This is a genomic window from Paraliobacillus sp. PM-2 (genome assembly GCF_001368815.1).
In the GTDB taxonomy this organism is placed as follows: domain Bacteria; phylum Bacillota; class Bacilli; order Bacillales; family Amphibacillaceae; genus Paraliobacillus.
Window position 1 is genome coordinate 85,398 of sequence record NZ_CTEI01000002.1, and the last position, 11,986, is coordinate 97,383.

Annotated in this window: 14 protein-coding genes; 4 read left to right on the top strand and 10 right to left on the bottom strand. The window is 35.3% G+C overall.

All coding sequences use genetic code 11. The annotated features are described in order from the left end of the window. Positions 1-127 precede the first annotated feature (127 nt). Together tlp and sspN are read right to left on the bottom strand one after the other, a co-directional pair. Positions 128-352, bottom strand: coding sequence for a small acid-soluble spore protein Tlp (gene tlp, locus BN1058_RS09215; protein WP_090856353.1), 225 nt, complete (start codon positions 350-352; stop codon positions 128-130). A 13-nt stretch (positions 353-365) separates the two neighbouring features. After that, a complete protein-coding gene (gene sspN, locus BN1058_RS14180; protein ID WP_141652139.1) occupies positions 366-509 on the bottom strand; it encodes a small acid-soluble spore protein N in 144 nt (47 codons plus the stop codon). Between the two features lie 139 nt (positions 510-648). Between sspN and BN1058_RS14185 the strand changes: the two genes are divergently transcribed. Continuing rightward, positions 649-810 carry an FbpB family small basic protein gene (locus BN1058_RS14185; RefSeq protein ID WP_141652140.1) on the top strand — a complete coding sequence of 54 codons (162 nt, stop codon included), beginning with the start codon at positions 649-651 and terminating at the stop codon, positions 808-810. A gap of 45 nt (positions 811-855) precedes the next feature. On the opposite strand, the gene acnA is transcribed toward BN1058_RS14185, so the two are convergent. Next, entirely contained in the window at positions 856-3,564 is a 2,709-nt protein-coding gene (acnA, locus tag BN1058_RS09220) for an aconitate hydratase AcnA (RefSeq protein WP_090856355.1), read from the bottom strand. Between the two features lie 208 nt (positions 3,565-3,772). On the opposite strand from acnA, the gene BN1058_RS09225 reads away from it, so the two are divergent. After that, positions 3,773-3,883: a small acid-soluble spore protein P gene (locus BN1058_RS09225; protein ID WP_090856359.1), complete on the top strand. Its 111-nt coding sequence runs from the start codon at positions 3,773-3,775 to the stop codon at positions 3,881-3,883. Positions 3,884-3,936: 53 nt separating this feature from the next. On the opposite strand, the gene BN1058_RS09230 is transcribed toward BN1058_RS09225, so the two are convergent. The 4 genes from BN1058_RS09230 to sirA form a co-directional block, all read right to left on the bottom strand. Further along, complete coding sequence (locus tag BN1058_RS09230) at positions 3,937-5,061, bottom strand: ATP-binding protein (protein ID WP_255307053.1); 1,125 nt, start codon at positions 5,059-5,061, stop codon at positions 3,937-3,939. 176 nt (positions 5,062-5,237) lie between these two features. Then, positions 5,238-5,717 (bottom strand): CcdC family protein, encoded by a 480-nt coding sequence (locus tag BN1058_RS09235; protein WP_090856362.1) that lies wholly within the window; start codon positions 5,715-5,717, stop codon positions 5,238-5,240. 625 nt (positions 5,718-6,342) lie between these two features. Continuing rightward, on the bottom strand, positions 6,343-6,570 hold the full coding sequence (locus BN1058_RS09240) for a YneF family protein (RefSeq protein WP_090856366.1): 228 nt from the start codon (positions 6,568-6,570) through the stop codon (positions 6,343-6,345). Positions 6,571-6,640: 70 nt separating this feature from the next. Continuing rightward, positions 6,641-7,066: a sporulation inhibitor of replication protein SirA gene (gene sirA / locus BN1058_RS09245; RefSeq protein ID WP_090856369.1), complete on the bottom strand. Its 426-nt coding sequence runs from the start codon at positions 7,064-7,066 to the stop codon at positions 6,641-6,643. A gap of 292 nt (positions 7,067-7,358) precedes the next feature. Here sirA and tnpA point away from each other — a divergent pair, with 292 nt between their 5' ends. After that, complete coding sequence (gene tnpA, locus BN1058_RS09250) at positions 7,359-7,832, top strand: IS200/IS605 family transposase (RefSeq protein WP_090852422.1); 474 nt, start codon at positions 7,359-7,361, stop codon at positions 7,830-7,832. Between the two features lie 138 nt (positions 7,833-7,970). On the opposite strand, the gene tkt is transcribed toward tnpA, so the two are convergent. The 3 genes from tkt to BN1058_RS09265 all read right to left on the bottom strand — a co-directional run bounded on the left by tkt (position 7,971) and on the right by BN1058_RS09265 (position 11,035). Beyond that, on the bottom strand, positions 7,971-9,977 hold the full coding sequence (gene tkt / locus BN1058_RS09255) for a transketolase (RefSeq protein ID WP_090856372.1): 2,007 nt from the start codon (positions 9,975-9,977) through the stop codon (positions 7,971-7,973). A gap of 93 nt (positions 9,978-10,070) precedes the next feature. Then, entirely contained in the window at positions 10,071-10,298 is a 228-nt protein-coding gene (locus BN1058_RS09260) for a DUF896 domain-containing protein (protein ID WP_090856375.1), read from the bottom strand. A 71-nt stretch (positions 10,299-10,369) separates the two neighbouring features. Continuing rightward, the gene (locus BN1058_RS09265) at positions 10,370-11,035 is read right to left on the bottom strand and encodes a YneB family resolvase-like protein (RefSeq protein ID WP_090856378.1); all 666 of its coding nucleotides are present in this window, start codon (positions 11,033-11,035) and stop codon (positions 10,370-10,372) included. 286 nt (positions 11,036-11,321) lie between these two features. Here BN1058_RS09265 and lexA point away from each other — a divergent pair, with 286 nt between their 5' ends. Continuing rightward, positions 11,322-11,957 carry a transcriptional repressor LexA gene (lexA, locus tag BN1058_RS09270; protein ID WP_090856381.1) on the top strand — a complete coding sequence of 212 codons (636 nt, stop codon included), beginning with the start codon at positions 11,322-11,324 and terminating at the stop codon, positions 11,955-11,957. The last annotated feature ends 29 nt before the right edge of the window (positions 11,958-11,986 follow it).

The window sequence follows — 11,986 nt, forward strand, 5'->3', positions numbered from 1 at the left end:
CTCCCTTCACTTGTTATATTTTATCACATCTTTTATTATTCGTTTATCTTTACACTTTACGAAACGTGATTTTGAGATTACAATCGTCCATCCAAGCGCATAAAAAAAGTGAAGGAAACCCTTCACTTTATCTCGACTTATTTTTAAATTCATCTTTTATTTCAGCTCGCATACTCTCAATTGATGCTTCCCTACGCTTATTTTTCTCTTTTATTTTCTCTTTTTCTTCTTCATTTGAGAATCTCATGGTTTCATGTGAAGCTTCGATATTTCCAATTGTATTTTGGACCATTTCCTGTAATTTTTCTACATTATCTTCACGGTTATCTGGATTGGGTTGTTGGTTCGTCATATATGTCAACTCCTTATTTTCCTTTTTGATCAACTAGTTCGGGTGCATGCTCTTCTTTCAATCCCATTTGTTCCCCTTTATTGGCTTTCGCTTTTCTGGGTTGTGTTCCTAAAACATCAGGTCTGTATTGTTCACTATCTTTTTTCGGATTACTCAATTGAAATGCCTCCTTCTCCGTTATAGTGTGATTCGAGATATTATTTTTATTCATAAAGGAATTTTTTATTTAATAAATAATTATAATTATCTGAAAAATGGCAAAGATAGTAATAATTTAGAATTCAGGAGGGTATTACATGTTGAAGAAACAAGCAAAAGCAGATTTCGAAACATTACTTGCTGCAAATCGCGAGGAAATTTTAAATGATGCAAAAAAACTAAATGAAATTGAGGAACGAATGGAAACAAAAATGCATGCAACGGTTAAAATGGAACAAGAGAAGGTGAATATTCACTAAAAAAAAGAGACAATTAGAAATGAACACTAATTGTCTCTTTGCTATTTATACTTCTAATTTATTTCTTAGAACCATTTGAAGAATACCACCATGACGGTAGTAATCAATTTCCACTTCACTATCAAAACGAGCAATCACATCAAAAGTTATTTCCTCGCCATTTTCTTTGATTGCAGTAACTGTAACAAATTCATTTGGCTGAATAGATTCATTAATGTCAACATGGAAGGTTTCTTTGCCTGTCAAACCTAAGGAATCTGCAGTATCTGTATCTTTAAATTGTAATGGCAGTACTCCCATCATAACAAGATTACTGCGATGAATTCGTTCATAACTCTCTGCAATAACCGTTTTTATACCAAGGAGATTTGTTCCTTTTGCCGCCCAGTCACGAGAGCTCCCCATTCCGTAATCTTTACCTGCAATAACAAGTAAACCAGTATCATTTTGTTGATATTTCATTGCTGCATCATAAATTGGCATGACTTCTTCAGTTGGCCAATATGTTGTATATCCACCTTCTGTGCCAGGAGCTAATTTATTTTTAATACGAATATTACCAAACGTACCTCTCATCATTACTTCATGGTTTCCTCGACGAGAACCATAAGAGTTAAAATGACGAGGTGTGACACCTTTTTCCTGTAAATATTGGCCTGCTGGCATATCTTTTGCTATAGCTCCAGCCGGTGAGATGTGATCCGTTGTAACGGAGTCGCCAAATTTACCAATGACACGCAAATTAGTTAATGCTTCTACTTGATTTGCTTCTTTTGATAAGCCTTCAAAGAATGGTGGGTTTTGAATATATGTGGAATCATCATTCCATGCATATAAAGGTTCATCCGTTGTTTCTATTGCATTCCACTTTTCATTGGCATTAAAAATATTCTCGTATTCTTTCTTGAAAATTTCTGGTGTGACAACTTTTTCTACTTCCGAACGAATCTCATCAATCGATGGCCATAAATCATCAAAATATACGGCTTCACCATTTTCATCTGTACCCAAAGGCTCATCTTTAATATCAATATCTACTGTACCTGCTAATGCATAAGCCACTACTAATGGCGGTGAAGCTAAGTAGTTTGCTTTTACTAGTGGGTGAATCCGACCTTCAAAGTTACGATTTCCTGATAAGACAGAAGATACGGTCAAATCATTATCTGCAATGGCTTGTTCAATTTCAGGAGATAAAGGACCAGAGTTTCCAATACACGTTGTACAACCATAACCAACTAAGTTGAATCCAAGTGTATTTAGATAAGACATAAGACCTGCATCTTCCAAGTAACGAGTCACCACTTTAGAGCCAGGTGCTAAAGAAGTTTTAACATATGCTGGTACAGTCAATCCTTTTTCAACTGCTTTTTTAGCTAACAAGCCTGCACCTAACATAACATATGGATTAGATGTGTTCGTACATGATGTAATCGCCGCAATGGCAACAGATCCAGTCTTCATTGTAGAAGATTTATCATTATCATGTTCGATCGTTACTTCTTTATTAAATTCAGATTTATCCAAGCCAAAACCTTGGTTTCCTGCTGGTGCAGTGACCGCATGTTGGAAAGATTGCTTCATTGTCGAAAGTGGGATTAAATCCTGCGGACGTTTTGGACCTGATAAATTTGGCTCTAACTCAGAAAGATTTATTTCTACAACTTCTGTAAACTCTGGATCAGGTTGATCAGATGAATACCAAAGATTGTTTTCTTTACAGTATTTTTCAACTAATGCAATATGTGATTCTTCTCTACCTGTTAAACGCAAGTAATTTAACGCTTCTTCATCTACCGGAAAGAATCCACAAGTAGCGCCGTATTCAGGAGCCATGTTAGAAATTGTTGCGCGATCAGCTAAAGGCATGTCCTTCAATCCTGGTCCGAAATACTCAACAAATTTCCCAACTACTTTCTTCTCTCTAAGCACTTGGGTAACTTTTAATGCTAAATCAGTTGCAGTTGTGCCATTTGGGAAACTTCCTGTGAATTTAACACCAATTACTTCTGGTGCTGGGAAATACGATGGTTGTCCTAGCATTCCTGCTTCTGCTTCAATACCACCAACACCCCATCCTAGCACACCAAGTCCATTAATCATGGTTGTATGCGAATCTGTACCTACTAGTGTGTCTGGAAAGGCTTCTAACTCACCTTCATCATTTTCAGTCGCATGAACTACATTTGCGATATATTCTAAGTTCACCTGATGGACAATACCAGTCGCTGGTGGAACAGCACGATAATTTTCAAATGCTTTTTGTGCCCAATTTAAGAATTCATAACGTTCGGCATTACGTTCAAATTCAAGCTCCATATTTGCTTGCAAAGCCTGTTTTGTTCCATATTCATCAACTTGAACAGAGTGGTCAATGACTAAATCTACCGGTACTTCTGGATTGATTTTGTCAGGTGAGCCTCCCATGTCGACCATTGCTTTTCTCAATGAAGCTAAATCTACTACTGCAGGAACACCTGTAAAATCCTGCAAAATAACACGCGATGGTTTAAATGGTACATCTGTTTTGTTCACTTTACCCCATTGTGCTAAACCATTTACATGTGAATCTTTTATTACATGACCATCGTATTGTCTAATTAAGGATTCTAACAAGACACGAATAGAAAAGGGAAGCCGCTCAATGTTTCCAATCCCTGCTTCTTCTAGTGCCTTCAAATGATAATAGTGATACGTTTTACCATCTAAATCAAATTGTTTTTTAAGATTTAAGTTTTTTAAATTTTCTGTCATATTATATACCCCCTTTGATAGTGCTACGTATGCTTACCGTTCTCAAAAAAATTTGAAAATACGTATGTACTTGTATATTTTAATAGAAATTCGCTCATAAGTAAAATATTTTGACAACATTTAGCTTATCATGTAGCTGTATAAATTATTGGTAATGACATATACTCTAAAAGGTCACAGGATTTTATAAAAAAAAGGGGGGTTCAAAGTGGACAAACAAAAAAAGAACCAAAAGCCAAATCAGCCCTTAAGTGGTTCTAAGAAGGTTAAAAATAAGAATCATAGTCGTCAAAAACAGCATAGTAACCATGACATGTAAATATAAACATAGCGAAATATATCCCAAACATTATATTTCGCTATGTTTATTAATCATGACTCCTTCGTTAAAGGTAAACGGATACAAAATGTGCTTCCTTCCCCTTTTATAGATCTAATCTCCATTGAACCTTGATGGTTCTCAATAATTTTGTTAGAGATCATTAATCCGAGTCCAGTTCCGTCTTTTTTAGTAGTAAAGAACGGTTCTTTTAATTTATGTAAAAGGTGTTTGGGTATCCCAGAACCTTGGTCAATAAATTCAATGATGCAAATCTTCTCGTCAGCTGAAACCTTTACGGTGATGGTTCCATCCCCATCCATTGCTTCAATAGCATTTTTAATTAAATTTATAAATACCTGTTTTATTTGTGTGCGATCACAATGAACAAATACATTCGCACGGATTTGTACATTTATAACAATTTGCTTTCTTTTTGCTTGTGTTTTTAATAAAGTAACTACTTCGTTAACCATAGGCGACATTGGCTCTAATTTTTTCTTGTCAGTCATTGGTTTTGAGATAAACAATAATTCAGAAGAAATCGTATCAATTTTTTCAATTTCATCAAGCATAATTTGATAGTACTCTTCTTTTCTCTCAATACCGGCTTGTAATATTTGAATAAATCCCTTTAAAGAAGTTAAAGGATTTCTAATTTCATGAGCAACGCCAGCAGCAAGTTGACCCGCTACAGACATTTTTTCAGAACGAATAAGCATTTCCTCTGCTTCTCTTTTATCTGTTATATCTTTAGCTAAGGATATATATACCATTTCTTCGGTGTCGGTTATGTAGATGGAGGCAATGGACGAATCAATCCAAATATACTTACCATACAGATTTCGAACATTGGTTACAAATTGTTGTGTTTCTGTTGAGCATGGATTAAAATCACGAATAAATGATTGCCTGTCGATTGGTGAAAGGTAATTGACTATTCTCTCTCCGATTAAATCGACTGATGTATAATTTAAAATCTTTTCCACAGATGGTGAAACATATAATATTTCACTAGATGACGAACAAATAGTATAGAAATCAAACCCATGTAATTCAATCCATTGTTGAATGTTATCAGGAAAATATGCTAACGAGATTGAATCAGGAAGTTTGTCTATATAAAATGTGGCACAAGTTGTATCATACTTCGTAACATCATTTTCAGTTTCCGTCACTCAAATCCTCCTTTCCATTGCTATAAACAGCTAAAACCTTACCATTACTTGACAATTATAACATAGTCTATATAAATATATTAGCTAATTTTGAAATTTATTACCGAAAATAATAATGAATTTAAAAATTTATACATAAAAGTACCGATTTTCATAAGACTTCATTCCTATTTCATTCATTCTTGAGCATTTACGCCTATCTTTTTGACAAGATTTTTATATCGAAAATACATATTCAACCTCCATGTTACAATCATACCAAAAGCTAGTAAAAAGAAGATGCCACTCGTTTCACCAAATGAAATTTGTGCACTGACTAACCACTTTAGTAGTAACCGAACGAGGAGTAATCCTATTAATATGAATATAAAATATTTAGATGGTTTTAAATAGATCTCACCTTTATTGACTTCCATCTGTGTAGACTTTATTAAAAATATAGAGAATAGCATCCCAACGATTAAAGCTAAAACTACTTCAATCATCGGAACACGAAATGGTGGAAATATAAACATACATGCCCCAGTGCTCATAAAAGCTGGTGGCAATAAAATTCGTTTTGCATTTGTTGGTCTCTTCGCAGCTCGCGCTCTGATCACTATCATTGTGGAAGCCATGAATAAACCGATGACAGTACTAGCTATTATCCAAAACATGTCAACGTTTCCTTTCTATCATTTTAATTAAACTGTTTAATGTGCTGGTGCGATGGTCACTTCACCGTCTCTTTTGTTAAATGTATACTATGATATTGCTTCTGCCTGAATCGCAGGAGAAATAAGCTTGCTTTCCGCGGGCACGGCCTCAGCTAACTTGGTAAAGAAAATCACTTTACCAAGTGGATCTTCGACTCGTGCTGTTCCCGCAGGAGTCTCGCATATTTCTCCTGCTAAGATTCTTTTGTAATAGAATATCTTGTCGCTACAATATTTTCTTGTTCAAACGGATACGTGCGTCGCACTTCATCTAGCGACCCATACACTTGTCACACAAAATGAAAACGTTCAACACTTTAAGGGATCACCTAACACATTACGTACTACACGTATGTCTTTAATCCTCAACATCTCTAGGATAAAATTGTTTGCACGCCTCCCGTCTCCTATTGCTTTTGTGTCTGCAACTTTAGGTTAAAAAAAAACTTCTGTTGATACCTTTATAGAACAGAGGCACCACATTTAGTTAACCCTTTAAATTTATAAATCCCTTGACACCAACAAGGTGCAAGGGATTTATAAATTGCAATGTTCATCTATCATGAATAATTGTATTCAAATGATATTATTTAACTTGATTTTGATTATTCATTGCACGCATCATTTGATTAATTTTCTTCTGTGATGGTTTTTGACCCATCTGCATCATCATTGTACGTAGCATTTGTTCATTAATTGGTGGGTTTTTCTTTAGGTAATTCATCATGTATTTACGAGCAATGAAGAATCCTAATGCCACACCAGCAAGTAAAGCAATTATTGCGATTACAACAACCCAAATCGTGCTTAACATGTCTTACTTCCTCCTTCAAGTTCTCTCTCATACAGTATAGTAGACAATAAGCAAGATTACAATAGTTGAGTTAGGAAAGCAAGGCTTGTTTTTTCATTGGTGATAGCCAGCCATAATTATTTCCGTTTTTCTCAACAACAAAACAACAAGAGTCAAATTGTTCAAGCCATTGAAAAAATAGCGTATATGCCCGCTGTAATGAATCAAACTCAACTTCTACCCAGCGATGTTCTATATTGGGAGAAGAGATAGAATCAATCTCACTACGATGAAAGTGATTGAATAAGGTAGAGGATTGTATTGGTATTTCATTCTCAATAAAGTGAAATAAATCGTCAAATTTAATTAAACGAGTAATATAACGAAATTGTTCTTGTAAATCTTCTCTGTTCGGTTGCGTTAGAAAAGAACGAAAAAATCGACAGAGTATATCAGACTTATAGAAATAACTCATTTGCACATCTTGTTCTAAAAAGAACATATAATATCTTTGCACTGGCTCGTCCTCCACTTTTTGATCTAGTATACTTGATTATTTTTGCATATACTGTCACAAACTGAAGGGAAAAACGATTTATTTTGTCATGTTTGCTATACTTATGTTGTTATCACACAAAAACCCCTCATGTCATGACATGAGGGGTTATAGATTATGGTCTTTGAAAACCCCTGGCTATGCCGGGGGTTCCATAGAGCTTCCAGCGTGGGGACAAAAAAAGCCTCTCTTCATGATAAGATAAGGTTGGTTTCCCGACCACCAAATCTCATCAAAGAAGGAGGCATGTCCAATGCAGGACAAGAATAGTTTAGCACATACACAGTGGAGATGTAAGTATCATATTGTTTTTGCTCCAAAATATAGAAGGCAAATTATCTATGGAAAATATAAAAAAAGTATTGGAGAAATCGTAAGAGATCTTTGTGAAAGAAAAGGCGTTGAGATACACGAGGCAAATGCATGCAAAGATCACATTCATATGTTAGTAAGTATCCCACCAAAACTAAGTGTATCTCAGTTTATGGGATATCTAAAGGGAAAAAGTAGTTTAATGATTTTTGATCGTCACGCTAATTTAAAGTATAGATATGGTAACCGGAAATTTTGGTGTAGGGGCTACTTTGTAGATACAGTGGGCAGAAACAAAAATCAAATTCAAGAATATATTAGGAATCAGCTTAAAGAGGACTACGTAAGCGATCAATTAACTTTATTTGAAGAGTTTGATCCTTTCACTGGAGAGAAGAATAAAAAGAAAAGATAAGAGATTCTTTAGAATCAGTGAGTGAGTGTGGTGCAAAAGGGAAACCCGTTCAGCGGGCCTTTAAGGCCGAGGCCGGTAACAAAGGCTTCCAGCCGCAGAGCAAACCACCAGTTCACACTGGTGGTTTTGATTTACATATTATTTTTTCATCATTTTTTCAAAACGATCAACAACATTTTCTACTGTAAAGCCGTATTCTTCCATTATTTTGTCGCCATTAGCTGATGCTCCAAACGTATCAATTGCAAGAACATCACCTTGATCACCAGTATAACGTTCCCAACCAAATGGAGACGCCATTTCGATTGCTAAACGTTTTTTCACTGTTGGTGGTAATACTTGATCTTGATATGCCTTATCTTGTGCTTTAAAACGATCCCAAGAAGGCATACTTACTACACTTACATCGTAGCCTTTTTCTTTTAACTCAGCTTGAGCTTTCACAGCAAGCTGTACTTCTGAACCAGTTGCGAGAAGTAAAGCATCTGGTGTTTCTTTCTGAGCAGGGCTTACAACATAGGCACCTTTTTTAACACCCTCATATGCATTGTCCTTTGTATGTTCTAATGTAGGTAGGTTTTGTCTTGTTAAAACAAGCATAGTTGGCACTTTCTTTGATTCTAAAGCTAAGCGCCAAGCAGCTTGCACCTCATTACCATCGGCAGGACGAATGACAGATAAATTAGGCATTGCACGGAAAGCTGCTAGTTGTTCTACTGGTTCATGCGTTGGTCCATCTTCACCTACAGCAATTGAATCATGTGTTAGAACATACGTAACAGGTACTTCTTGAATAGCAGACAAACGAACAGCTGGACGTAGATAGTCACTGAATACGAAGAACGTTCCGCCAAATACTTTCAGGCCACCATGAAGTGCCATCCCGTTTAAAGCAGCAGCCATAGCAAATTCACGTACACCAAACCAAATATTTCTTCCAGCATAATCTTGTTTTGAAAAATCTTTTTCACCGTTAATGGTTGTTTTATTTGATCCTGCTAAATCAGCACTTCCACCGAAGAAGTATGGTACAGCTTGCGCGACTCCATTTAGAACCTTTCCTGAAGAAGCTCGTGTTGCAACGGTGTCTTCTCCCGCTTCAAAAACAGGTAGATCTTTTTCCCAATCAGTTGGTAGTTCACCGTTGATTGCTAGATTTAGTTCTTTTGCTAACTCAGGATATGCTGATTGATAATTTTCAAACAACCCATTCCATTCTTGTTCAACTTTTTCACCTTTTTGAACAATTTTTTCATTAAAATCTTGATATACTTCTTCCGGCACATGAAAATCTTCATGATCCCAGCCATAAAATTCCTTTGTTAATTGAATTTCATCCTTGCCTAATGGTGCACCATGCGATGCAGATGAAGCCGATTTATTTGGAGAACCATATCCAATAACGGTTTTCACTTCAATTAATGTAGGTTGTTCTGTATTCGATTTAGCTTGTTTTATCGCGTCACGAAGCGCTTCCACGTCATTACCGTCTTCTACACGAATAACTTGCCAACCATAGGCTTTAAAACGATCTTCTACATTTTCAGAAAATGCTTGATTTAATTCTCCATCTAACGATATATCATTTGAATCATATAGTGCGATTAATTTTCCTAATCCTAAGTGACCTGCTAAAGAGGCAGATTCATGCGATATACCTTCCATTAAATCGCCATCACTTACTAGAGCAAATGTATAGTGGTCAACGACATTATATTGATCTCTATTATATTTTGCTGCTAAATGTTGTTCTGCCATTGCCATACCTACAGACATCGCAATTCCTTGACCAAGTGGACCTGTAGTAGCTTCCACACCATCTGTATGTGTTACTTCAGGGTGACCAGGTGTCTTCGAGCCCCATTGTCTGAATCCTTTTAAGTCTTCAATGGTAACTTGATAGCCTGATAAGTGCAGTAAAGCATACAATAACATGGATCCGTGACCAGCAGATAAAACAAAACGATCACGATTGAACCAGTTTGAATTTTTAGGATTATGATTCATGAAATCAGTCCATAGTGTGTAAGCCATTGGAGCTGCACCCATAGGAAGTCCTGGGTGTCCGGAGTTTGCATGTTCTATTGCATCTATTGCGAGAGTTCTTACTGTGTTAATAGAAAGCTGTTCAATTTGATTTGCCATCTTTGTTACTCCTTTCGACATTTAAAAATTATGTACATATATTTATCCTATAATGAAAAAAGATATTTCACAAGCATTCGATGCACCAAATTATTATTTATCCTCTTTTTGTAGATCTTTTACTTTTTTTGGTGTGACATCTTCTCCATTTGGATCAACAACCTTCATTCCTTTAAATTGATTCTTAAAGGACTTTCTTACATTTTTTAAATAGGCTTGTCTTAACTCTTGCTGTTCTTTTTTCTCTTCATCTGTTAAACCAAGTTCCTTCGATTTGTTTGCTAATTCATTGATGCGATTTATTTTATCTTTTGATAACATCTTGCTTCTCCTTTTTGTTTAAAAATTCTAAAAATAAAAAAGACAAGGAACATTTATTTGAACCTTGTCTTTTATTCTATATGAAATGCACCTTCTTTTTCAAGTGCTACATATTCTTGATACCTTCGATGCACAGTTGCTTTAGAAACATTATAGCCTAATCCTCGTAAAGTAGACGCGATCTCCCCAAATGTTAATTTATTTTCCCTTAGCTTGATTACTTCTTCTATAGGAAAATCAATACGTTCACGCCCTGAAGCATGATGGCGATTAACTAAGTTCTTTTCAGGTTTGTACCCGTTCTCCATCGCTCGTTTGATCCCTCGTTTGATCTTTATATTATGAATTTTTCTTTGATATTCTTCTACAATTCCAACAATTTGCAATACCATGCTATCTGCTTCAGATAATTGTAATTCTCCTTGATTGGATAAGGAGTAAATTTTTACATCTAATTTTGTAAGTTGATGAAATAATGCAATTTTAGTGTTTCCTCTACCAAGCCTTGTTTCGTCTTGAATGAGTATACAATCGACTTCACCCGCTGCACACCTTTCCAATAGGTTTAAAACACCTTCACGTTCAATCTCATAACCACTTTGTTTCTCTTCTATAACATCAACAATATCCATATTTTCATTCTGTGCTAACTGTGTTAATTCCTGTTTTTGTCTAAATAAGGAAGAAGCTTGTTCTTCTTTTTCTGTACTTACTCTACAATAAATAATTGCTCGCATAATTAAACCTTCAATCTATTTTATCGATTAACTCGTTACTAACCCTACATACATAAATACTAACGTAAAAATAAATAAAATGAAATAAAATGCATCTGCTTTTGTAATCTTGCTAAACATATTGTGATTCCTCCTATTTAAATAAATAAGAACTTCTGTTCGATTATACATATTATATATACGAACAAAGGTTCTTGTCAACTACTTTACTCGAACTTATGTTTGTCTTTCTTGTTTGTCCATGCTATACTATTAATAATAAAAATATGTACGGAGGTGATCGTTTATGACAAAAATTTCAAAGCGGCAACAGGCAATTCTTGATTTCATCAGAGAAGAAGTTCTAGATAAAGGTTATCCACCTTCTGTTAGAGAAATTGGTGAAGCAGTTGGTTTAGCTTCAAGCTCAACCGTACATGGGCATCTATCTCGATTAGAAAAAAAGGGATTTATCAGAAGAGATCCAACAAAACCAAGAGCAATTGAAGTATTAAATATAGAAGAAGATCAATCGAATATAGTAAAAAGGGAAGCAACTTTTGCCCCTGTCATTGGGAAGGTTACAGCAGGACTTCCTATTACGGCTATTGAAAATATTGAAGAATATGTACCACTTCCTGTATCACTAACTCATGGAAATGCTACAGATCAATCTATCTTTGTTTTAGTTATCGAAGGGGAAAGTATGATTGAAGCCGGTATACTAGATGGAGACATGGTCATTGTAAGACGACAACAAACAGCTCAAAATGGTGAAATTGTTGTTGCCATGACAGATGAAGAAGAAGCGACAGTGAAACGTTTCTTTAAAGAAAAAGATTACATTCGCTTACAACCTGAAAATGCAACAATGGAACCTTTGATTTATCAAAACGTTTCTATTTTAGGAAAAGTCATTGGTCTTTATCGACATATTTATTAAACAAATGCTTTACTCAAGAGAGTAAAGCA